The organism is Sneathiella chinensis, assembly GCF_012720115.1.
In the GTDB taxonomy this organism is placed as follows: domain Bacteria; phylum Pseudomonadota; class Alphaproteobacteria; order Sneathiellales; family Sneathiellaceae; genus Sneathiella; species Sneathiella chinensis.
This window is the reverse complement of sequence record NZ_VNWN01000002.1, coordinates 641,469-663,455: the sequence shown is the minus strand read 5'-3', so window position 1 is coordinate 663,455 and position 21,987 is coordinate 641,469. Positions and strand designations below refer to the sequence as shown.

The 21,987-nt window shown below is 58.3% G+C and carries 20 protein-coding genes; 9 read left to right on the top strand and 11 right to left on the bottom strand.

Going from position 1 to position 21,987, the window contains the following annotated elements:
- Positions 1-18 precede the first annotated feature (18 nt).
- Positions 19-489: a MarR family winged helix-turn-helix transcriptional regulator gene (locus FQB27_RS03180; protein WP_169559407.1), complete on the bottom strand. Its 471-nt coding sequence runs from the start codon at positions 487-489 to the stop codon at positions 19-21.
- Positions 490-747: 258 nt separating this feature from the next.
- A complete protein-coding gene (locus FQB27_RS03175; protein WP_169559406.1) occupies positions 748-2,922 on the bottom strand; it encodes a malate synthase G in 2,175 nt (724 codons plus the stop codon).
- 136 nt (positions 2,923-3,058) lie between these two features.
- On the opposite strand from FQB27_RS03175, the gene FQB27_RS03170 reads away from it, so the two are divergent.
- Positions 3,059-3,862: an IclR family transcriptional regulator gene (locus FQB27_RS03170; protein ID WP_169559405.1), complete on the top strand. Its 804-nt coding sequence runs from the start codon at positions 3,059-3,061 to the stop codon at positions 3,860-3,862.
- Positions 3,863-3,865: 3 nt separating this feature from the next.
- Here FQB27_RS03170 and FQB27_RS03165 read toward each other — a convergent pair whose 3' ends face one another.
- From FQB27_RS03165 to guaD, 3 genes are all read right to left on the bottom strand, one after another.
- Entirely contained in the window at positions 3,866-5,065 is a 1,200-nt protein-coding gene (locus FQB27_RS03165; protein WP_169559404.1) for a sensor histidine kinase, read from the bottom strand.
- 47 nt (positions 5,066-5,112) lie between these two features.
- Positions 5,113-7,419, bottom strand: a complete 2,307-nt coding sequence (locus FQB27_RS03160; RefSeq protein WP_169559403.1) for a methyl-accepting chemotaxis protein — start codon at positions 7,417-7,419, stop codon at positions 5,113-5,115.
- Between the two features lie 166 nt (positions 7,420-7,585).
- Positions 7,586-8,923 (bottom strand): guanine deaminase, encoded by a 1,338-nt coding sequence (gene guaD, locus FQB27_RS03155; protein WP_169559402.1) that lies wholly within the window; start codon positions 8,921-8,923, stop codon positions 7,586-7,588.
- Positions 8,924-9,001: 78 nt separating this feature from the next.
- On the opposite strand from guaD, the gene FQB27_RS16775 reads away from it, so the two are divergent.
- Both FQB27_RS16775 and FQB27_RS03150 read left to right on the top strand, forming a co-directional pair.
- A complete protein-coding gene (locus tag FQB27_RS16775) occupies positions 9,002-9,133 on the top strand; it encodes a hypothetical protein (RefSeq protein ID WP_277346007.1) in 132 nt (43 codons plus the stop codon).
- A complete protein-coding gene (locus FQB27_RS03150) occupies positions 9,130-10,248 on the top strand; it encodes an acyl-CoA dehydrogenase family protein (RefSeq protein WP_169559401.1) in 1,119 nt (372 codons plus the stop codon). Before FQB27_RS16775 ends, FQB27_RS03150 begins: the two co-directional genes overlap by 4 nt.
- A gap of 9 nt (positions 10,249-10,257) precedes the next feature.
- Here FQB27_RS03150 and FQB27_RS03145 read toward each other — a convergent pair whose 3' ends face one another.
- On the bottom strand, positions 10,258-10,746 hold the full coding sequence (locus tag FQB27_RS03145) for a MaoC family dehydratase (RefSeq protein WP_169559400.1): 489 nt from the start codon (positions 10,744-10,746) through the stop codon (positions 10,258-10,260).
- Positions 10,747-11,048: 302 nt separating this feature from the next.
- Between FQB27_RS03145 and FQB27_RS03140 the strand changes: the two genes are divergently transcribed.
- Together FQB27_RS03140 and FQB27_RS03135 are read left to right on the top strand one after the other, a co-directional pair.
- Complete coding sequence (locus FQB27_RS03140; RefSeq protein ID WP_169559399.1) at positions 11,049-12,254, top strand: acyl-CoA dehydrogenase family protein; 1,206 nt, start codon at positions 11,049-11,051, stop codon at positions 12,252-12,254.
- Between the two features lie 125 nt (positions 12,255-12,379).
- Positions 12,380-13,036, top strand: a complete 657-nt coding sequence (locus FQB27_RS03135) for a GntR family transcriptional regulator (RefSeq protein ID WP_169559398.1) — start codon at positions 12,380-12,382, stop codon at positions 13,034-13,036.
- Here FQB27_RS03135 and FQB27_RS03130 read toward each other — a convergent pair whose 3' ends face one another.
- Genes FQB27_RS03130 through FQB27_RS03120 form a run of 3 tightly spaced genes read right to left on the bottom strand, consistent with a single transcriptional unit; the run spans position 13,037 to position 17,110 of the window.
- Positions 13,037-14,461 carry an FGGY family carbohydrate kinase gene (locus FQB27_RS03130; RefSeq protein WP_169559397.1) on the bottom strand — a complete coding sequence of 475 codons (1,425 nt, stop codon included), beginning with the start codon at positions 14,459-14,461 and terminating at the stop codon, positions 13,037-13,039.
- 1 nt (position 14,462) lies between these two features.
- Positions 14,463-15,719, bottom strand: a complete 1,257-nt coding sequence (locus tag FQB27_RS03125; protein WP_206374249.1) for an NAD(P)/FAD-dependent oxidoreductase — start codon at positions 15,717-15,719, stop codon at positions 14,463-14,465.
- The gene (locus FQB27_RS03120; RefSeq protein WP_169559396.1) at positions 15,716-17,110 is read right to left on the bottom strand and encodes an NAD(P)/FAD-dependent oxidoreductase; all 1,395 of its coding nucleotides are present in this window, start codon (positions 17,108-17,110) and stop codon (positions 15,716-15,718) included. The genes FQB27_RS03125 and FQB27_RS03120 overlap by 4 nt, the downstream gene beginning before the upstream one ends.
- Before the next feature lie 248 nt (positions 17,111-17,358).
- Between FQB27_RS03120 and FQB27_RS03115 the strand changes: the two genes are divergently transcribed.
- From FQB27_RS03115 to FQB27_RS03100, 4 genes are read left to right on the top strand one after another with little or no spacing between them, the layout of a single operon-like run.
- Positions 17,359-18,141, top strand: a complete 783-nt coding sequence (locus tag FQB27_RS03115) for a DeoR/GlpR family DNA-binding transcription regulator (RefSeq protein WP_169559395.1) — start codon at positions 17,359-17,361, stop codon at positions 18,139-18,141.
- A 19-nt stretch (positions 18,142-18,160) separates the two neighbouring features.
- Positions 18,161-18,670 (top strand): TRAP transporter small permease subunit, encoded by a 510-nt coding sequence (locus tag FQB27_RS03110; RefSeq protein ID WP_169559394.1) that lies wholly within the window; start codon positions 18,161-18,163, stop codon positions 18,668-18,670.
- Positions 18,670-19,992, top strand: coding sequence for a TRAP transporter large permease (locus FQB27_RS03105; protein WP_169559393.1), 1,323 nt, complete (start codon positions 18,670-18,672; stop codon positions 19,990-19,992). The genes FQB27_RS03110 and FQB27_RS03105 overlap by 1 nt, the downstream gene beginning before the upstream one ends.
- Positions 19,993-20,048: 56 nt before the next feature.
- Positions 20,049-21,092, top strand: coding sequence for a type 2 periplasmic-binding domain-containing protein (locus FQB27_RS03100; RefSeq protein WP_169559392.1), 1,044 nt, complete (start codon positions 20,049-20,051; stop codon positions 21,090-21,092).
- A gap of 123 nt (positions 21,093-21,215) precedes the next feature.
- On the opposite strand, the gene FQB27_RS03095 is transcribed toward FQB27_RS03100, so the two are convergent.
- Together FQB27_RS03095 and FQB27_RS03090 are read right to left on the bottom strand one after the other, a co-directional pair.
- Entirely contained in the window at positions 21,216-21,767 is a 552-nt protein-coding gene (locus tag FQB27_RS03095) for a DUF2335 domain-containing protein (protein ID WP_169559391.1), read from the bottom strand.
- Positions 21,733-21,966 carry a hypothetical protein gene (locus FQB27_RS03090; RefSeq protein ID WP_169559390.1) on the bottom strand — a complete coding sequence of 78 codons (234 nt, stop codon included), beginning with the start codon at positions 21,964-21,966 and terminating at the stop codon, positions 21,733-21,735. The genes FQB27_RS03095 and FQB27_RS03090 overlap by 35 nt, the downstream gene beginning before the upstream one ends.
- Positions 21,967-21,987 lie beyond the last annotated feature (21 nt).

Genomic DNA, 21,987 nt, shown 5'->3' with positions numbered 1-21,987 from the left:
CTTTACCCCCCTCGGACGCTAGAGCACGTCCAGGAATTTTTTGAGCAGCGTGATCAGTTGCTTGTGGTTGCGAACACCAAGGCCGGTGATGAACCGCTGTTCCATCCGGGTGACCTTTTCCCGCAGGTCCTCCAGCTCCTTCTGGCCCTTCTCCGTCAGCGAAACCGCATAGGCCCGCTTGTCATTCTCGACGGGTTCGCGAACGATCAGGTCATTTTTCTGAAACTGGTTGAGGATCGGCACCAGCGACGAGCGGTCCAGACCGGCCGCATGGGCGATGGCGGATTGGGTTCGGCCCGGATTTTGGGCAATGATTTCCATGACCGAATATTGCCCGGTCAGCAGTTTGACACCGGTTTCCCTGAGAAAGGAGCCCTGCGACGCAAGGACCGCTTTTCGCATGTGGTAACCGACATTGTTGTCCAATGCGCCAAGGTCCATATCCATGTCACCCTCGACCGCATTTTTGGGTTTGTTTTTTTCGCTCAATATCTTCCCCTAATGGACTTTTCCCAATGCCGGAACCAGACAAGCCTGTTGTCTTGCAGGCTTGCACGGCGACCACAAACAGGGCGCGGCAGGTGAGTGTGGATCACCATACGCAACCCTGACAGCCCCTCAACCAAATATTGAACATCTTTTAGGTGTATTTGCAATACTGATCAAGGGCGATAACCTGACACTTCCACTTCAAGGGAGGGCGGCGACCACACGAAAAGTGCCGCCCCTGCCCTTGCAGGGTCTTCTTTATCCGGCTGAACGGGCCTTGGCTTCAATCCGGCGGGCATGCAGGACAGGTTCCGTATAGCCGCTGGGCTGGACCCGTCCCTTGAACACCAGATCACAGGCCGCCTGAAACGCAACGGACCCGGCAAAATCATCGGCCATGTTCCGATAGAGCGGATCACCGGCATTCTGGTCATCCACCACGGCGGCCATGCGCTTCATGATCGTCATCACCTGATCTTCACTGCAAATGCCATGATGCAGCCAGTTGGCGATATGCTGGCTGGAAATCCGCAAGGTCGCCCGATCCTCCATCAGGCCCACATTGTTGATATCCGGGACCTTGGAACAGCCAACCCCCTGATCGATCCAGCGCACCACATAGCCAAGAATCCCTTGGGCGTTATTCTCAATCTCGGCCAGAATATCCTCCGGCGCCAGATTTTCCCCGGCCAGCAGCGGCGGGGTCAGGATGTCATCAAGGCTGGCCCGCGGACGGGATTTCAAATCTTCCTGCCGTGCCCGCACGGAAACCCCGTGATAATGCATGGCATGCAAGGTGGCCGCGGTTGGCGACGGCACCCAGGCACAGTTGGCCCCGGCCATGGGATGCCCGATTTTCGCACTCATCATCTCTGCCATTTCATCGGGCTTGGCCCACATCCCCTTGCCGATCTGGGCATGACCGGGCAGGCCGACCTCAAGGCCGATATCCACATTCCAGTCCTCATAGGCCGCAATCCATGGTTCGCCCTTGGCATCGTCCTTGCGCATGAAGGGGCCCATTTCCATGCTGGTATGAATCTCGTCGCCGGTCCGGTCCAAAAAGCCCGTATTGATGAAGAAAATCCGTTCTGATACCGCCCGGATACATTCCTTCAGGTTGACCGTTGTCCGCCGTTCCTCGTCCATGACGCCGACCTTCAGGGTATTTCTGGCCAGTCCCAGCCCGTCCTCGACCGCGTTAAACAGGTCATTGGTGAAGGCCGCCTCTTCCGGGCCATGCATCTTGGGTTTGACAATATAAACACTGCCGGCACGGCTGTTCCGATAGGGACCATTGCCCTTCAGGTCATGCACCGCACAAAGGCTTGTCATCACCGCGTCCAGAATGCCTTCCGGGATTTCCCGGCCATCCCCCTCCAGAACGGCCGGCGTGGTCATCAGATGCCCCACATTCCGCACCAGCAGCAGGCTGCGCCCATGCAGGGACAGGTCCGATCCGTCCGGCGCCGTATAAGCCCGGTCTCCGTTCAGACGGCGGGTTACCAGCGCGCCCCCCTTATCAAAGCTGTCGGCAAGATCCCCCTTCATAAGGCCCAGCCAGTTGCGATAGACGGTCACCTTGTCGTCCGCATCCACGGCAGCAACGGAATCCTCGCAATCCTGAATGGTGGACAGGGCCGCTTCCATCAGCACATCCTTGACCCCGGCAGGGTGGTCCCGCCCGATCGGATGGTCCGGGTCAATCTGGATTTCAAGATGCAGGCCGTTATTCACCAGCAACACCGATGTCAGGCTGTCTGTGCCCCGATACCCGGCGAACTGTTCCGGTTTTGCAAGCCCGGTAACGGTCCCGTTGGTCAGGGTGACCTGCAAGGATTGACCATCCAGCGCATACCGGGCGGCATCCGCGTGCGATCCGTTGGCAAGGGGTGCCGTGCGATCAAGGAATTCAGCCGCATAGCGAACAACTTTCGCCCCCCGCACCGGGTTGTAGGCACCGCCGGCTTCGGCCCCGCCCTCGTCCGGGATCACATCCGTTCCGTACAGGGCATCATACAGGCTGCCCCACCGGGCATTGGCGGCGTTCAGGGCGTAGCGGGCATTCATGACAGGCACCACCAGTTGCGGCCCCGCGACCCGGCCGATTTCCGGGTCCACCTTGTCCGTGGTCACGGTGAACGGGTCGCCTTCCGGCACCAGATAACCGATCTCTGTCAAAAATGTCTTATAGGCAACCGGATCATGGGCCTGGCCCTTGCGGTCCCGGTGCCATTGATCAATTTGCGCCTGCAAATCCTCGCGCTTTTCCAGAAGGGCGCGGTTGCGGGGGCCGAAAGTCCCTACGATCCGCTCAAGCGTTCCCCAAACCGTATCCGGCGCCACATCCAGCCCGGGCAGAATTTCATTTTCCACCAGATCGAACAGCGGCCGGGCAACCTGAAGATTTCCAATAGTCACACGATCAGACATTCCAATACCTCTTCTGCCTCATATTGCGGCCCCGCACCGGGCGGACCGGCATTTTCCTGTTGTCATATTGACAGGTCGGCGACAGGGATGGAATATTATTTGGAAACGTTTTCACAATATGGAAATGAATAGCCAAATGACCACCGCGCCCGACGCCCCCAAATCCCGCAGCGGACAGGTCCAGTCCCTGACCCGCGCCCTTTCCGTTCTCAATGTAATCGCGGACAACTCGCCGGGTCTGACCCTGACCGGCATCGCCCGCAAGCTGGGGCTGGCCCCGTCCACCACCCACCGGCTGCTGACCACCCTGCAGGAGGAACGATACGTTCAGTATGACCGGGACAGCAGCCACTGGCAGATCGGCCTTCAGGCCTTTGTCGCTGGCAACGGGTTTCTGTCCTCCCGCGATCTGGTGTCCGTTGCCCGCCCGTTCATGCGGCGCATGATGGAAAAAAGCGGCGAGACCATCAATCTTGCCATTCCGGACGGGGACCATGTGATCTATCTGGCGCAAGTGGAAAGCCGGGAAATGATGCGGGTCTACTCCAAGCCCGGCAAGCGGGTTCCCCTGCATTGCTCGGGGGTGGGCAAGGCCATCCTGATGACCATGACCGACGCCGATATTGACCGGATTGCTTCAACCGAAGGACTTGCCAGACTGACAGACAAGACCATTACCGACCCGGACCAACTGAAACAGCATCTGGCCGGTTGCCGCCCGCTTGGCTTCGCCCTTGATGACGAGGAACACGCCGTCGGTCTTCGCTGTGTGGCCAGTGTTATCTATGACGAATATGCCGAACCCATGGCGGCGGTTTCCATCTCGGGCCCGGCCGCCCGCATTTCCACCGCCCAGCTTCAGGAAATTGGCGAAACGACCCGCTTTTTCGCAGGTGAGATTACCACCGCCCTTGGTGGCCAGCCCCCGAAAGGGGCCTGAGCGTCACGCCGCCGGACGAAGGCTGAAATTTCGGGCCGCCGGGAATGTCAGGATCACGGTGGTCCCGACCCCGACCGCGCTTTTCATGTCAATTCTTGTGTCATGCAGGTCTGCCAGCGCCTTGACGATTGCCAGCCCCAACCCGGTTCCCTCGTCCTTGCTGGTCCGGTTGTTGCCCGCCTGAACGAAAGGCTCCATGATCCCCGGCAGTTCCTCTTCCGGAATGCCGATCCCCGTATCAATAATCTCCAGCGACACACTGCCATCGGGCTGGCTGTGCCCCCGCAAGGTTACCGCCCCGCCCCGTTCGGTATATTTGACACCGTTGGACACCAGATTCAGAAGCATCTGCTTGATGGCCCGCTCGTCCCCGATCAGGATCGGGCCTTCGGCGGGCATGTCGCACTGGATCTGCACCCCTTTTCTTGAGGCCAGAACGCCGCACATCTTGCAAACGGTCCTGATCACATGACAAAGATCGATCTGCCGCTCATCAACGGTGTAGCGCCCGGCCTCGATTTTCGACATATCCAGAATATCGTTGATCATGGACAGAAGGTGCCGACCGCTTTCCAGAATATCAACCACATATTGGCCATAGCGGGGCGGCTCAATCTCGCCGAACGCCTTGGACACGATCAGTTCTGAAAAGCCGATAACCGCGTTCAGCGGGGTGCGCAACTCATGGCTCATATTGGCCAGAAATTGCGACTTTACACGGGCCGCATGTTCGGCACGCTCATTACTGATTTCAAGCTGGGCATTGCGAATGCGGGTCCGCTCCACGCTTTTTCGCATCAGGGACAGGGCCGTCCCCATCCCCCGGTAGGCCCCATCCTGCACGATAATAAAGCCGGAGGACAAGGCGTGATGATACCCATCGGTGATCATCCGCTCCACCGCGTCAATATCCTCGCAAAGCTCAACGATCAGGGGGGCCTCCTCCATCAGTTCCCATACCGGCCGCTTGGCATAGATGGCATGGCCAAACTGGGTTGCCAGCCGAATGGTCAGGGTCTCCCGGGCGATCAACCCCACCGGCCGATCTCCTCTCACAATGGCAAACCCGTGAACCCCCTCAAACTTGCGGAACATCTCCGCCACATCCTCGCACCGGGTTTCCTCGCAAATGGCCGGCACATACTCCAGGATGCAGGCCATGGTCGGGGTTTGACCCTGTTTGTTTTCAAGCTGCAACATCATCACTCCTGCCCCTTTCCTTCCCTCTTGAAAGCCGTACCCCGACAGGGTCAGCCGTTACAGATTCGGGAAAGAAACGTGTCGATCTCCCCTGCCAGTTCCTGGGCGCGGGTACTCAGAACCGTTGTGTCCGCCCGTGCCTCCTCGACCCCGTCACGAGACTCTTGCGCGAACGCATCCACATCCCGGGCATGGCAGCGGATTTGTTCGGCCTCTGCGGCGGCGCCGCCGATCGCATCGGCAATTCCGGTCACCGACATCTGCTGCTCCCCGATTGTCCGGGTAATTTCGCGCACAATATCGTTCATCCCTGTGACCGTTTCATGAACCGTTTCCGTGGCCCGTCCGGCTTCCCGGCTTTCTGTCTGGATATCCCGAATCTGTTCGGAAATTTCACTGGTGACATGGGCCGTCTGGCTGGCCAACTTCTTGACCTCTGATGCCACAACCGCAAACCCCTTGCCCGCCTCACCGGACCGGCTTGCCTCGATCGAGGCGTTGAGGGCCAGAAGGTGGGTCTGACGGGCAATATCCTCGATCAGGGTGACGCTTTTGTCGATTTCCGTAATGGCAACGCCCAGTTGCCGCATCCCGGCAGAAGCGCTGCTGGCATCCAGACAGGCACTGTCCGACGCGCTGCGGGATTTCTCGACCAGACCGGAAATCCGCTTCATGCTGTCCAGAAGCTCCAGACTGGACCGGGACACATCCTGCATGTTTTCGGCCCCCTTTGTCGCAAGGGATCGCACGTCGCCCGCCTTGCCAACCGTATCGGTCGCCGTATTGGCAAGCTGTTCCGCCGTCCGTTGCAGCCCGGCGGCGGACGCCACCACACCGGCCAGAATTTCCGAGGTCGCCCCCTCAAACTGTTCGGCCATACTGTTCAGGGTGGCCAGCCGCATTTCCTCCATGGCGCGTTGCTGTTCGTCGCGCTGCTGTGCGTCCCGCTCGGCATCGGCACGGGCCTGTTCTGCCTGACGGCGTTCCCGCTGCTTGTCTTCCTCTGCCCGGCGGGCCGCCTCGGCGTTCAGGGCCTCCCGCTCGACCGCTGTCAGGCGGAAGGTTTCCACCTGTGCGGCCATCCGGGCAATCTCGTCCTGCCCGTTCATGTGAACCGGGTCCGCCGTATTGCCCGCCGCCAGCCTCGCCATACTGGCGGCAAGGCCGGTCAGGCGCTGAATGATATTGCGGTGAACGACAAAATACATGACCCCGGCGGCCAGCAGAATGATGGCCCCCAGCAGAACCAGCATCTCCTGCATTCTGGCAGCCGCTTCCGACTGGACGGCCTGCATGGCCCCGCGAACCTGTTGGCCATTCTTTTCGGCAAAGGCCTGGATCAAGCCGTTCACCTCGGCCATCCCCTCCCGTTGCCGGGTGGCCAGAGTTGCAAGACGGGCGTCAAACTCGGCCAGTTCCATATATCTCAGGAACAGGTTGTTTTCCGAATTGCGCTTCCCGAACTCCAGAAAATCACTGACCGGCTGCTTCAGGATGTCATATTCCGGTGTCCCCACAAAACCGCGATAGGCGCTTTCAAGCCGGCCGGCCTCCCGTGCATTCTGGCGCATCAGGGGAACGATCTCCTTTTTCCCCGCAAGGGACGGAAGGGTCCGTATATTGCCCAGAATAAGGTTGGCCGAGGCCAGCATGGTTCCCGCAAAAGAGGCCTTGTTCACCTCGTTCTTGGCAAGGGCCTGCCCCACAGCCACCGTATCGTCAACCGTGGCCAGATTGTTCAGCACCGATTGCAGGTCGAACAGGGAATTGACCGTAATCGGCAGGACGGCGGCACTGATTGCCTCATGGGCCTTGCCAAGCCGGGCCTCCAGACTGTCGATGGTGCCTTGCAGAACAAGTTTTTCCCGAAGCTCTTTCTCCATCGCCTTCTGGCCCGCCTTGAGCGCGACCAGTTTCTCTGTAAATCCGGCCACGCGGGCATCCTCCTGCCCCTCCCCGGCGGTCTCGGCCAGTCGGTTCAACTGCTCAAAGGCTTCCTCAAACAGGCTTGAGACCCGCACGGAAAGCGCCTCGGCCTCTTCCTTGCTGCTCAGATTCTGATAGGACGGGGCCAGACTGTTGATCTTGTCGATTGAGGCCTGCAGCTCCCGCGCCTCCATCATGGCGGGCAGCACCACATCGGCAACATCACGGGCGTGACGCCGCAATTCGTTCAGGCCCGATGTGCCCGTCACGGTGCCCAGAACCGTCATCAAGATCATGAAGACAAACGACGTGGCCAGCTTTCCCCGAATGGAAAGGGATGGGAACCGGGTGGGCAAAAAGCGGGCGAGACGGGCGAAACGGTTTTGGATACTCCGGCGCCCGGGAAACGGCGCCGCAAGATATTGGATCATGGGACTGAAAAGCCTCCTGAGATCAGATTTACTTATTCATTTGATCAGGAGAATTGATTCTCAACCGGAGACTGTCAAAAGGAGTTCCGTTAAACCTTTGTGACACTCCAAAATGCCGGAATAAAAGGCGTTTTCCCGACAAACACCTATAAAACGAATGGAAACGTTACAATTTCGAAAAACTGACGCGCCCACTTTCCGAATTTCGGCTGGCGGCCACTTCCCCCGCCACATAGGTCGCCCGGACAATCTCCGAATCAGCCAGTGTCATCAGGACGAACAACTGTTCTTCCAGCGAGTTCACCCCCTGCAACCGATAGCGGAGCAATTCCGTCGCCTTCAGGTCCAGAACCACCATATCCGCCTCCATGCCGGGGGCAATGGAGCCAATGGTATCCTCCAGATAGAGGGCTTTCGCCGCCCCGCGTGTTGCCAGATAAAAGGCCTCAAAGGCATTCAGGCTGGCGCCCCCCAGTTGCGCCACCTTATAGGCCTCCCCCATGGTGCGCAGCATCGAGAAACTGGTCCCCGCGCCAAGGTCCGTGGCAAGTCCGACCCGAACGGGCCGTGCGGCCTTGGCGGCATTTCGAACCCTGAACAGGCCGCTGCCCAGAAACATGTTGGATGTGGGACAATGGGCCAGCGCCGTGCCGGTTTCATGCAGGCGCTGGCATTCCCGTTCCTTCAGATGGACACCGTGGCCATAGATGGCCCGCGGGCCAAGCTGGCCAAAGGCTTCATACACATCCAGATACCCCTGCTGATCCGGGTACAATTCCTTGACCCATTCGATTTCCTTCAGGTTTTCTGAAATGTGGGATTGCAGATAGGTGCCCGGATGTTCTTTCCAGACGGCGCCGGTCATTTCCATCTGTTCCGGCGTGCTGGTCGGGGCGAAGCGCGGCGTCACACTGTAAAGGGACCGGCCCTTGCCGTGCCATTTTTCAATCAGCGCCTTGGTCTGGTCATATCCGGTTTGCGCCGTATCCAGAAGGGCGGCCGGGGCATGTCTGTCCATCAGGACCTTACCGGCGATATTGCGCATTCCGGCCCGCACGGATTGCTCAAAGAACGCATCCACCGATACGGGGTCCACCGTACAGAAAACCGAGGCCGTGGTCGTCCCGCTGGCCAGCGCCTCTTTCAGGAACAGGTGCGCCGCCAGCGAGGCATGATCCCGATCGGAAAAATTCTGCTCTGCCACAAAGGTGTATTTGTTCAGCCAGTCGATAAGCTGCTTGCCATAGGCGCCAATGATCTGGGTTTGCGGGTAATGCACATGACAATCGATAAACCCCGGCAGGATCAACCCGTCCCCATAGCGGGTTACGGGCACATCATCTCCTAGGGTCGGCAGCAACCTGTCCGCCGGGCCGACCGCCGTGATTTTCCCGGCCTCCATCACCACAAGCCCATCCTGCTCGTAATAGAGGAAATCCTCTTCCCCAACGAGAAAAGGGTCATCCCGGAAAGAAACGATACTGCCGCGAATTGCTGTTTTCATGTCACCTGCCACTCTCATCCTTCATGCGGGTCAGGCCGGACCCGACCGCCCATACTACAGAAACCCGGAAAATAAGGTATGGCTGATTTTCCGAACAATCGGCAATGGCGGCTTTTTTCTTCATTGCGGAAATCTCGCCACTTGCGGGGCAAGGCGCTTGCCTTGGCGTCCGGCTTTGATACCCTGAACGGAAAAAAGGAAAGAAAATGACCGCGCTCCGCCCCGATCTCCAGCATATCGCCGATACCCTTGGAACCGAAATTCTGCGCCCCAACGCCCTGATATGGGAACAGGCGAAATCGACCCCGCGCTCTCTTTTTCAGGCGGCCGGGAAGGTGGGGTTCCTGTCCCTTGAAACCCCGACGGAACAGGGCGGCCTTGGGGCCAGTTTTTCTGAAAAACTGAAACTGTCGCGAGCGTTGGCGCGCCATTCCATGTCCCACACTTTTGCCCTTGTGAACAGCCAGAATATCGCCGCCCGCCTCGCGAGCAGCCCCGTCGCCCGGCACCGCGAGGATATTGCCCCGCAGGTGCGCTCCGGCCAGTTGATCGGTTGCACCGCCCTGACCGAGCCCAGCGCTGGCAGTGACTTTGCCGCGATCCAGACCACCGCCACACGGGACGGCGACGGCTGGGTCCTCAATGGATCGAAGGCGTGGATCACCTATGCGGACAAGGCGGATATCTTCATGCTTTACGCCCAAACCGATCCTGAAAAGGGATGGCGCGGCATTGCCTCTTTCCTGATTGACGCCTCCCGGCCCGGCTTTGTGCGCGGCGAACCCCATGCGGTTATGGGCGGCACGGGCATCGGCGCTGCGACCTTCTCGCTGGAAGATTACCGGCTAACCGCAGAGGACATGCTCTCCCCGCCGGGCGAGGCGTTCAAGATTGCCATGAACAGCATCAATGGCGCGCGCACCTATGTGGCGGGAATGTGCGCCGGCATGGTTGAGGATGCCCTTGAAACCGCCCTCGCCTATGGACGGGAGCGCACCACCTTCGGAACCCGGCTGATCGATCATCAGGGCCTTGGCTGGTCGCTTGCGGATGTTGCCACAAAACTGGAAATTCTGGATGTCCTGTCGGAAAAAGCGGCGGGCCTGATTGATGCGGGACAGGATGCCGTGCGAAGCGCCGCTATCGCCAAGAAGGTATCGGGGGAGGTCACGATCCCGGCAATAGCGGCGTGCATTCAGTCCATGGGAGCGAATGGACTGCTGGAGGAAAATCGTCTCGGTCATCATATGATCTGCGCGAAAATCTCAGCCTATACCGATGGTACAACCGAAATGATGAATGAGCGGATTGCCTCGTATTTCTAGCGTGAGTTCCTAGCCTAGGCGAACCAGGAACCGCTGCTCTCCCTCCATCAACAGTTCATTCCTCTGATTATGAACTGTTGATTTCAAGGTCACGATCCCCGTGCTTTTCTGGCGTTTCAGCTCGGAAATTTCAAGCATGGGATAGACCGTGTCACCACTGACCAACGGTTTCAGGAACCGGCTGGACTGATCAATAAAGCCAATCATGATATCCCCCAGAACATGAGGGAACAGACCGGCGCCGGGGGCTGTCTGGATCAGGACCTGAAAGCCGTGCGCCAGCAGACCGGAATAGCCCAGCTTCCGGCAATATTCGTCATCGTAATGGATCGGGTGATTGTCCCCGGAGGCAAGCTGGAACGCGGCAAAGTTGGCATCGCCAAGCGTCCGGGAGGGAATGGGGAACCGATCCCCGACCTTCAGTTCATCAAATGTCTTTGTCGGAACAAGTTTATGCTGAAACGGATCATAGCTATTTTCGGTATCAGTATTGCTCACGGGAAACTCCTGAACTGTATCGGCGATTCGAGGCTGGGGATGTGACGCCCAGAGCCTCCGTGAATCTGATAGATAATCCGGTCCAGGAAGAGGTAGCAAGAAGGTTCAGCTTGATACCGAAATGACACTTGAAATGGATTACCTGTCAGATTGCCCTTTTTATTATTATTCTTTGCATTCATCGGACTTTTGAGCGTCACGAGTATCTTACTAGCAAAATTGTATACAATGTGCAATATTGAATTTTGGTAAATTCCAAAATTTGTGAAACAAACGAAAAATAATAACAAGAGAGCGGTTAGATGGATTTAAAACTGAGTAAAGAGGATCAGGCCTTTCAGGAGGAAGTACGCTCTTTTCTGAAAGAAAACCTGACAGAAGACATTCGATACAACACAGCCCTTGGCGGCGCGGTCCGTTCGGACCCGGCCACGGGTGACAAATGGGCCCGGATTCTGGGTCAGAAGGGCTGGCTGGCCTATACATGGCCGAAGGAAATGGGCGGCCCGGGCTGGAACAGCGTGCAGCGCTATATCTTCGAATCAGAATGCGCATTGGCCGGTACCCCGCTGGTCAACAGCATGGGTTTCCGCATGGTTGGCCCGATCATTCACAAGTTCGGCACCGACGAACAGAAGGCCGAGCATCTTCCGCGAATCGCCCGTCACGAACTGAACTGGTGTCAGGGATATTCCGAGCCGGGCTCCGGTTCCGACCTTGCTTCCCTGCAGACACAGGCGAAAAGCGATGGGGACGACTATATCGTCAATGGCACCAAGATCTGGACCACCGGCGCCCACTATGGCGACATGTGCTTCTGTCTGGTCCGGACCTCCAACGAAGGCAAGAAACAGGAAGGCATCTCCTTCCTGCTGATCGACATGAAAGCCCCCGGCGTGACCGTTCAGCCGATCATCATGCTGTCCGGCGATCATGACCTCAATCAGGTCTTCTTCGACGATGTGCGGGTTCCCAAATCCAACCGCGTTGGCGCCGAAAATGAAGGCTGGACCGTGGCCAAGTATCTTCTGGAATTCGAGCGCGGCGCGGTTGCCTATACCCCGGCCCTGAAGGCCGGTATCCTCGACATCCGGAAAATCGCCAGCATGGAACGCAACGGCATGGGCGGCAGCCTGATGGAAGACGACGATTTCCGTCGCCGGCTGACCAACCTTGAGGTTGAGGTCATCTCTGCCGAATATACCGAGAAGCGGTTCATGTCCGCCCTCAGTCAGGGTCAGAACCCCGGCCCGAAAGCCTCCATGTTCAAGCTGATGGGGTCCGAGATCGGGCAGCGCCTGTCTGAACTCAGAATGGATGCCATTTCCTATTACGCCGTTCCGAACGAGCCGGAAACCCGGGAGCCGTCCAGCAACAAGCGGTTTGTCGGGCCGGAATATGCACAGGCCGTGACCGCCAAGCACCTGAACGGTCGGGCGTCCACCATCTATGCCGGTTCCAGTGAGGTTCAGCGAACCATCCTGTCCAAGCAGATGCTGGGCCTCTAACAGCGGATCAAGGAGGCGGAAGGCAACAGTTCCTGATGTTTTCCGCCCCCTGACCTGAAAGAAGAATGAAGTCGCGTCCTGTTTTCGCTATACAGGGCGCGAATCAAGAATATGGTCCTGAAGATATGAGCACTTCTGTACAACGACTGCGCGCCAAGTCCTATTCCGCTGAAATTGTCAGTGTGATTGAAGACATGATCGCCACCAACCAGCTACGGGGAGGCGACCGCCTGCGGGAACAGGACCTGTCCAATCGTCTGGGGGTGTCCCGTACACCGCTGCGCGAAGCCTTCAAGACGCTGGCCGAACGGGGCCTTATTCGCATCCGGCCCAATTTCGGCGCCGAAGTGGTCCTGCCCAGCAAGGAAGAAGTCACCGAAATGGTCCACACAATGTGCTGGATCTGGGAAAAGCTGGGGCAACTGGCCTGCCGCAACATTTCGTTCGAGGAAATGGCCGAACTGCAAGTCCTGCACAAGGAAATGCAGGATCGTGTCGGACCGGACGACGCCCTTGAATGGTCCCTTGCCAATACCGAGTTCCACCGCATCCTGATGGAAGCCTCACACAACAAGACCCTGCTGGAAATCGCCACCAACCTGCAGCGCCGCGTCCATATCAGCCTTGCGGGCAAGAACCTGTCTCCCGACCACCGGGTCGAGGCCAACGAGGAGCATCAGGAAATTCTTGACGCCATTGCCCACGAGGAGCCGGACACCCTATCCCGCCTGCTGCATGACCATCTTGAACGAGCATGGCAGCGCCGCAAGGCCCTGACCTGATTACTGTTTCCCAAGAGCGCGAGACAGCTCGACAATTTCCTTGAACCGCCGCAAATCACCCCGGCCATCCGCGGCGGGCTTGCATTCGCTGAACTGCGACACCGTGGCCGGCTTGAAACCGAGATAATCGGCCGCCAGTTGCACGGTCCCAAGCCCGGTCAGTTCCGGCATGATGGCTGGGCGGATTTCCCGTCCGGTTACATTGGCCAGAAACTGCACGAAATAGGGGTTCTTGCTCATGCCGCCATCAATGGACAGGGCCTCCCGAACCGGGACGCAGGCATTCATGGCCTCGATCACCTCGGCGGCGCGAAAGGCCACCCCTTCCAGAATGGACTGGACCAATTGCAGCGGCTTGTGATCCAGCGACAGCCCGACCCATGCCCCGCGCGCCCGCGGGTCCCAGTACGGGCACCCCAGACCGGCCAGCGCCGGAACAAAGGCAAGCCCGGTGCCGATGGCCGACGGGGTATAGAAGGAATTGATCTCCGACAGGTCCTTGAACAGCCCCAGTCCCTTTGCCCAGTTCAGCGCGGCACTGGCCGTATACACCCCGCCATCCACAGCGAAAACCGGCGCCTCGCCGGATTTCTGCCATGCTACCGTCGGCAACAGTCCGGCCTCCGGGTCACGAACAATTTCCGCCCCCGTCACCATCAGGGCAAACGCCCCGGTCCCGAAGGTAATCTTGGCATCGCCTTTCTGGCGGCATCCGAAACCGTACAGGGCGGCCTGCTGATCCACCACACTGGTGGTCACGGGGATAGGCCCGTATTCCGTGTCCAGCGCCCCGAAATCCCCTGTTGTCGGGACAATGTCCGGCAGGGTTTCAACAGGAACCCCGAACAGCGCACACAGCGTCTCGTCCCAGCACTGGGTTTCAAGGTTCATCAAGGATGTCCGGCTGGCCGTGCTCACATCGGTGACAAAGCGCCCCGTCAACCGGTCGAGGAAAAACGCATCCGTCGTCCCAAGCCGCAAGCTCCCCCGCGACAGGGCCGCTGCCGCCTCGGGGATATTCCGGACGATCCACGCCATTTTGCTGGCGGAAAAATACGGGTCCAGCGGCAATCCCGCCCGCGCCAGAACCTCAGGCTCCCGCCCCTCTTCCCTCAGGCGCTCGATTTCCGCCAGTGTCCGGTTATCCTGCCAGACAATCACCGGCGATAACGCCTCCTTGGTCCGGGCATCCCAGGCAAGGCAACTTTCCCCCTGATTGTCGATCCCGAAGGCATCCACCTTGCCCGCTGCCGCAACGCAAGCCTGAATATTGGCGATCAGTTCCTCAGGGTCATGCTCCACCCATCCTTCGCGGGGGTAAAGCTGGTGATGCTCCACCGAATGAACCACCTCGATGCGGCCATCTGAATCAACCAACAGGGCGCGGGTGCTTGTGGTGCCCTGATCAATACCGGCAATTTTCACGTTACCCCCTCCTTGAAACGGATAGTTCGATTGTCTTTTCAAGAGAGGCTGTCCGCAACGGGTCCAGCGGGAAAAGAATTCTGCGCACAGGGCGGGAATGAAGACGGGCGGACCAGATTTCCCGGTCCCCGCTTTTCGCGCTCATCCGCCCCTGCACCGGCGCGCTCAGCCCCACCTGCATCTGTGTCATACCTCCCGGGCGATCCGTCAGCGTCAGGCGTTGCGGAACAACAAACCGGATAGCCGGATCGCTGATCGTCAAGGAAACCGATCCCCGCACGGTCCAGGCCGACCCGGACAGGTCTTCGGCAATATTACGGGCGGTTTCCACCCCTTCATGCCAGCACCAACTGGATGTTTCCGCGGGTCGCAGCAGGTTCCCCGTGGAATAATAGGCCGGGTCCGAACATTGCCCGAACTGGTCGATGGCCGGTCCCCCGCTGCCCCTATCCAGTTCCAGATGACTGGCCCGCAACAAGGCAGATTCAGGGCGGAAGCGCCCGGAAATGATCACCCCGTCCGTCTCGATATGGGTCAGCGCCCCGGACGCATTTTCAAATTCCACCGCCTCGACCCGGTCCCGACCGATGATCCGGGTTTTCCGGGCACCGGTAAACAGACGCACTTGATGCATCATCAGGTATGGCCTGAAAACCGGGCGGGCGACAATGCGCGATTCCTCCTCGATCATGGCAACGGGCCGAATCCCAAGATGCGTGCAGGTGGCGATGGCGGAAAAGGACACCAGTTCCGATCCCAGAATGACAGGATTTCTGAACGGCCGCATCCCGCCAAGATAGACCAGCGACTGCAACGCCCCCGTGGACATCACCCCTTGCGGACGCTCTCCGCCCACAAAACGCTGGGCACGGCTGCTTTCCCGCACGCCCGTACACAGGACAACCCGGCGCGCCTTCAAGGTGCATACCCCGGCCGGTGTGGACAGGCTCAATTCCCCGTCCGGATGCAGGGCTGTTACTGTCGTTTGCGTATGAATGGCGACCCCGGCCTTGACCGCGGCCTCCACATTGCGACGGGCATATTCCGGCCCCTTCAAAAGCCGTCCATACTCCCGCACCCCAAAGGGATAATGCCCGCAATGGCGGGGAATGCCGCCCGCGTCCTGCTCGCGCTCCAGAACCACAACGGACCCGATCCCCAACCGCTTCAATTCGGCGGCAAGGGCCAATCCCGATGTGCCGCCGCCAACAACGGCCACATCACAGGTTTCGGGTATATCAGTGTCACGACGCATCATTTTTTATCGCCTATTGGTGTCTTGAACCGTCCTGCGGTGATTTTTGCCAGCTCCCCTGTGCAATAGAAGCCCTGACATCGGCCCATGCACACCCGCGTCCGTCGTTTCAGGCCCGCAAGGGTGGCTGGCGGCAGGGGCCCGTCAAGGGCCGCCTCGATTTCCCGCCGGGTCACCAACTCACAGTGACAGACAATTCCGCCATTGTCCGGTCGCTCCCAATCCCGCTCATGGTAATTTGACAGCGCGTTCACGCGGGGCAGGATCGGGGCCTCCAAAGGCCCGGAAAAACGGGCCTCTGCGCCCATCAGTTCCGACACATGCCGGGCAATTCCAAGGGCCGCACTCAGCCCGGTGGACCGAATACCCCCGACCGTTACATATGCCTGATCTTCCCGATACTGTATCTGGAAATCCTGATACTCCGTTGCCGGGCGCAATCCCGCATAAACGGTTGTCACTTCCTGCGCCTCAAGTTCGGGGATCATCTCGATCCCCCGGTCGCGCAGGCCTTGCAGCATTTCCGCATCCGTGGACGCATCGGTTCGGCTTTCCTGATCCTCGGCAGTTGGACCAACCAGCAGGTTGCCGAAAATGGTCCGGCATACCACGATGCCCTTTGTCTTTTCCGTCGGGACCGGCAAAAGGATGGCCGACGCCAGCGCAGCGGCGGTCTTGTCGAAAACCACGAACTGCCCCTTGCGCGGTGTCACCTTGAAGCTGGACTGACCCAGAAGCCGCTGGTCCACAATATCCCCGTACAGACCTGCAGAGTTGATCACCTGCCCGGCCTCCACCGGCCCGGCTGTGGTGGACAGGGTCCATCCGGCCCCATCAAAATTGCCGGACAGAACCTCGGCATCCCGCCGGACCTCGGCCCCGTTTTCCAGCGCCTGCAACAAATAGGCATGGGCCGTTGTCCACGGGTCAATCAGATACTCGCCCGGCACCAGAAACCCGCCCGCCACCGTTTCCGACAGGTGTGGCTCCCGTTTCAGGATGTCAGCCCGGTCCAGTTCCTCCACATCCTCAACCCCGTTTTTACGGGCCTTCTCCATCAGGGAGGGCAGCTTGGCCACCTGTTCGTCATTCCACGCCAGAACAAGGGCCCCGGTTTTCAGGATGGGCAGGCCCAGTTCTTCGGACAGGTCCAGATATTCCCGGTATCCCCGTGCAATGCAGGCCTGCTCCAACGACCCCGGCGGGGCGTCGAAACCGGTATGCAAAATGGCGCTGTTGCCCTTGGACGCGCCGTCCAGAACGTCCGGCGCCTTTTCCAGAACGACCACTTGGGCGCCGTCCAGCGTCAATCGTCTGGCAAGGGCGCAGCCGACAACACCCGCCCCGATGATGGCGACGTCAAATTTCCGGGATGCAGTCTGCGGCTCAGCCATCGTGTCGGTGTCTCACAGGTTTTTTCCAGTTCATCAAATTTCTCGGTATTGGTAGTCAAAATCCGGCTCGCCTGACAAGTAGAAAAACATAAGATGACCAATCAGGACGAAAAAATTCAAAAATGACAACAACTAAAATACTGATTTTAAAAGAATATTACAAGCCGGTGACCATTTGGTCATTTTTAGGTAGACACATTTGCGAGAAAATATAGATTATTTAGCAACTTTTTGGAGGGCTTTTAGACATGTCAGGAAGGCGACAGGCTTTACGGCCGGGGCCTCGAAAAGCTGCAATTTTTGAATTTGTTGAACGCCGGGGGAAGGCAAGTGTTGAAGAACTTGCCGAAAAATTCTCCACTTCCCCGGAAACCGTTCGGCGTGACCTGAACGCACTGGCAGAGGCCGGTCAGGTTCGAAAAGTGCATGGCGGCGTTGTCAGGATCACCCCCTCCGATGAAGGCTCTTTCGGGGAGCGCCTGACCCGCAATACCCTTGCCAAACAGATCATTGCCGACCAGCTTGCCCGCACCATCTCGCCCGGCCAGTCCCTGTTCATGGACACCGGATCAACCACCCTGATCTGCGCAGAAGCACTCTCCCGGATCAAGAACCTGACGGTGATCACCAATTCCGCCCGCATTGCCCATGTCTTCGCGGCGGGACCGGGACAGTCTGACGCCATCATGCTGGGGGGACGGTATCGCCACGACAACGACCAGACCGTGGGTTCCACCACCATTGCCGAAGTTGGCAAGTTCCGGGCCGACCATGCGGTCCTGACAGTGGGAACACTGGACCACAAGGGGGCCGCCGACTTCTCGGAAAGCGAGGCGCAGGTGGCCCGCGCCATGATCGATGCGGCAGAACAGGTCACCGTGGTGGCCGACAGCTCCAAGCTCAACCATCGATCCACATTTCACGTATGCGGCCTGGATCAGATTGATCGCCTCATACTCGACAAAACTCCCGACCCGGCTTTCCTGGATGCCCTGAATGCGGCCGGCGTCACCGTGATTACCGCGCAGTAGGGAAAAGGAGGGGGCACGGATGTATCAATTCGCAAAACACTACGTATCAATCGTCGACAAGGTTAACTATCGCCTGGGCAGGATCATGATGTATGGCCTGTTCGTGCTGATGGCCATTCTGGCATGGTCCACCATTTCCAAGGCCGCCTTTGTCGTCCCTTCCTTCTGGACACTGGAATTGGCGCAGTTTGCGCTGGTTGCCTATTATCTGGTGGGTGGTCCCTACTCCATCCAGCTTGGCTCCAACGTCCGCATGGACCTGTTCTATGGCAACTGGTCCGTGCGCAAGAAGGCGTGGGTGGACAGTATCACCGTCCTGCTTCTTATTTTCTATCTGGGCGTCCTGCTTTATGGCGGCATCGAATCCACCATTTATGCCGTTGAATTCAAGGAACGCAGCGCCAGCCTGTGGCGCCCCTATATGTGGCCCGTCAAGGTCGTGATGTGTTTTGGCATCACCATGATGCTGCTTCAGGCCGTTTCCGAACTCATCAAAGACATCGCCACAATCCGCGGAGTTAAACTGTAATGCCTTATGAGCTTATCGCCATCCTGATGTTCTCCTCCATGATGCTGATGCTCATGACCGGTCAACGGGTCTTTGGTGCCATCGGGGGCATCGCCGCCCTTGCGGCCCTTGCCCTGTGGGGCACGGGGGGCTCGACCATCCCGTTCGCCGCGGCCATGAAGGTCATGAAATGGTATCCCATGCTGACCCTGCCCATGTTCATTTTCATGGGCTACATCCTGTCTGAAAGCAAGATCGCCGAAGACCTGTACCGGATGTTCCATGTATGGATGGGGCCAATCAATGGCGGCCTTGCCATTGGCACCATCGGCCTGATGGTCCTGGTCTCTGCCATGAACGGCCTGTCCGTTGCCGGCATGGCCATCGGGGCGACCATCGCCCTGCCGGAACTTTTACGGCGGGGGTATGACAAACGCATGGTCACCGGGGTCATTCAGGCCGGGTCCTCGCTCGGCATTCTGGTCCCGCCCTCGGTGGTTCTCGTGCTCTACGCCATGATTGCCCGCCAGCCCGTTGGCCAGCTCTGGCTTGCCGGTGTGGTTCCGGGCCTGATGATGGCGGCCATGTTCATTGTCTATATCTATATTCGCTGCAAGGTGCAGCCGGAACTGGGCCCGGCCCTGAAGGAAGAGGAACGCTCCGTCACCAAGGCCGAGAAATACCGGCTGTTGCTGGCCGGTCTGCTGCCGCTTGGCATCTTCTTCACCATGATGATCCCGTTCCTGAAAGGCTGGACCAGTCTGGTGGAAAGTTCCGCCATCGGTGCGCTGGCGGCCATGGCAGCGGCCATCCTGAAGGGCCGCATGACCCGCGAAGTGTTCGAGGTGTCGGTCCGCAACACGCTGGCCATTTCCTGCATGTTCATGTGGATCGTGCTGGCGGCGCTTGGCTTTGGCGCGGTCTTTGACGGTCTTGGCGCGGTCAAGGCCATCGACAACCTGTTCACCGAACAGCTCGGCCTGTCCCCGTGGACCATCCTCATCCTGATGCAGCTTTCCTTCCTGCTGATGGGCACGTTCCTCGATGACACGGCCATGCTGGTCATTGTGGCGCCGCTATATGTGCCGCTGGTGAAGGTTCTCGGCTTCGATCTCGTGTGGTACGGCGTTCTCTATACCATCACCACCCAGATCGCCTATATGACGCCGCCCTTCGGCTACAACCTGTTCCTGATGCGGGCCATGGCCCCCAAGGAAATCGGGCTGCGGGACATCTATTCATCGATCATCCCGTTCGTGATGGTCATGGTGGTGGCGCTGGCCCTGCTCATGATGTTCCCGAACATTGCCATGTGGCTTCCCGATCTGGTTTACGGGAAATAACCCATAAGTTCTGATTACCCAATGTCACCCAAGAAACAGCAAACAAGGAGGTTTCAATGACGACAAGAAGAAAGTTTCTGACCACAGCCGGTCTCGCCGGTGCCGCGACCTTCGCAGCACCGAACATCATCCGGGCACAGGCCCCGATCAAGTGGCGCCTGCAAACCTATTCCGGTGCCCCGCTCGGCGCCCATGTGATCAAGCCGCAGATCGAGGCCTTTAACAAGGCAGCCAACGGCGAAATGGAAATCGAGCTGTTCTACGCCGACCAGCTGGTTCCCACCGGCGAGCTGTTCCGCGCCCTGCAGAACGGTACCCTCGATGCGGTTCAGTCCGACGATGCCACCATGGCGTCCCCGGCGGATGTTGCGGCCTTTGGCGGGTACTTCCCGTTCTCTACCCGCTACAGCCTCGACCTGCCGGTGCTGTTCGAACGCTATGGCCTGAACGAAATCTGGAAATCCGCCTATGACGAGATTGAAGGTGTTGAATGGCTGGGTGCCGGCGCCTGGGATCCGCTTCACATCTTCACCAAGGACAAGGCCATCCGCTCCATCGAGGACATGCGCGGCCTGCGCGTCTTTGGTGTTCCGACCGCCGGTCGCTTCCTGTCCCGCTATGGCCTGATCCCGGTCACGGTTCCGTGGGAAGACGTGGAAGTGGCCCTGCAGACCGGCGAACTGGACGGCGTGGCCTGGTGCGGCTTTACCGAAGCCTATGAAGTGGGTTGGGCCGACATCTGTAAATACGGCCTCCTCAACAACGTCACCGGTGCATGGTGTGGCTCCTACTTCGCCAACTCCGAAAGCTGGGCCAAGGTTCCGCCGCACCTGCAGGAACTGTTCAAGATCACCATGGACCAGTCCCACTACTACCGTCAGGTCTGGTACTGGGGCGGCGAAGCCGACCTGCGCGTCAACGGCGACAAGCTGGAACTGACCACCATCCCGGCACAGGAATGGGAAACCGTTGTGAAGGATGCGGAAAGCTTCTGGGAAGAACTCGCCTCCGAAAACGAACGCGCCGCCAAGGTCGTCGAAATCTTCAAGAAATACCAGAAGGTCATGGAAAAAGCCGGCGTCCCCTACCGCTACGGCTGATCTGATCCCCTACAAAGCGAGGCACCCCAAAGTGCCTCGCTTTTTAAATTCTCTCTGGAACCTAAAAAGTAAGAGACTTATAGGCTTGAAATGCTTTCAATTATCTTTAGTCGGTGACTTAAATTACTTTTTCTTTTTTATTGCGGCCTTAACAAACTGGCCAATAGCACCAAGCGCGGCAAGAGATAAACAGCTTACAATAAGCCATTTATTGCCAATATATCCACCATACATTGCGCCACCTACCAAAGTAACAAACGATAGCCAACCTAAAATCAAGCCTAAAGTAGAGAATACAAAATCCTGAGATTGCTGCCTTTCCTCAATCTCATGCCTATGAGATTGCTCCTTCTCGGTCAATCGAATTATTCTATCAGCAGTCCCTTCCTGAACTTCTTCGTATTTGGCAAACTCTTCAGGAGCCGGGAGAGGGCCTGATCTAACCACTGTCGCTGACATTCCAACAGCAGCAAACTCTGTCATCTTCTTAGATAGCCGCTGCAAATCCTGCTTGCGCAACTTTCTCTGAAGCCCAGCCTCCTTCACTGCCTTAGCAAGCGACCCAGTTACAACTTCTTCGATTTCTTCTTCGGGAACTGTCACATAATCATCTGGCTGTGTCATACCATCAGCTTCTGGATTATGCCGATTTTCGTCCTCTAAAGTACGTTCCAATTCGCAACTGTTCTTGTTCAACTTTGCGCATCCCCCGACGCATATCGCTACCGACAGCGACCCAATCTGAATTCAACCCACCAACTGGGTGGCGCTTCATTGCATAAGTATGAGAACCCTGAACAAAACCAGTCGCACTCATTCCCAGCAAAAAGCCAGAGAGGAATGCCTGTCCCTTGGATTTATTTGTTTTCGACATGTCTCACAACCCCTTTACAAG

Coding starts and splice junctions, on each gene's coding strand:
- FQB27_RS03120 (WP_169559396.1), bottom strand. CDS start 17,110: ATGGCTGAGCCGCAGACTGCATCCCGGAAATTTGACGTCGCCATCATC.
- FQB27_RS03090 (WP_169559390.1), bottom strand. CDS start 21,966: ATGTCGAAAACAAATAAATCCAAGGGACAGGCATTCCTCTCTGGCTTT.
- FQB27_RS03165 (WP_169559404.1), bottom strand. CDS start 5,065: ATGATGTTGCAGCTTGAAAACAAACAGGGTCAAACCCCGACCATGGCC.
- FQB27_RS03160 (WP_169559403.1), bottom strand. CDS start 7,419: ATGATCCAATATCTTGCGGCGCCGTTTCCCGGGCGCCGGAGTATCCAA.
- FQB27_RS03135 (WP_169559398.1), top strand. CDS start 12,380: ATGAGCACTTCTGTACAACGACTGCGCGCCAAGTCCTATTCCGCTGAA.
- FQB27_RS03140 (WP_169559399.1), top strand. CDS start 11,049: ATGGATTTAAAACTGAGTAAAGAGGATCAGGCCTTTCAGGAGGAAGTA.
- FQB27_RS03115 (WP_169559395.1), top strand. CDS start 17,359: ATGTCAGGAAGGCGACAGGCTTTACGGCCGGGGCCTCGAAAAGCTGCA.
- FQB27_RS03110 (WP_169559394.1), top strand. CDS start 18,161: ATGTATCAATTCGCAAAACACTACGTATCAATCGTCGACAAGGTTAAC.
- FQB27_RS03150 (WP_169559401.1), top strand. CDS start 9,130: ATGACCGCGCTCCGCCCCGATCTCCAGCATATCGCCGATACCCTTGGA.
- FQB27_RS03170 (WP_169559405.1), top strand. CDS start 3,059: ATGACCACCGCGCCCGACGCCCCCAAATCCCGCAGCGGACAGGTCCAG.
- FQB27_RS16775 (WP_277346007.1), top strand. CDS start 9,002: ATGGCTGATTTTCCGAACAATCGGCAATGGCGGCTTTTTTCTTCATTG.
- FQB27_RS03105 (WP_169559393.1), top strand. CDS start 18,670: ATGCCTTATGAGCTTATCGCCATCCTGATGTTCTCCTCCATGATGCTG.
- FQB27_RS03100 (WP_169559392.1), top strand. CDS start 20,049: ATGACGACAAGAAGAAAGTTTCTGACCACAGCCGGTCTCGCCGGTGCC.
- guaD (WP_169559402.1), bottom strand. CDS start 8,923: ATGAAAACAGCAATTCGCGGCAGTATCGTTTCTTTCCGGGATGACCCT.
- FQB27_RS03125 (WP_206374249.1), bottom strand. CDS start 15,719: ATGATGCGTCGTGACACTGATATACCCGAAACCTGTGATGTGGCCGTT.
- FQB27_RS03175 (WP_169559406.1), bottom strand. CDS start 2,922: ATGTCTGATCGTGTGACTATTGGAAATCTTCAGGTTGCCCGGCCGCTG.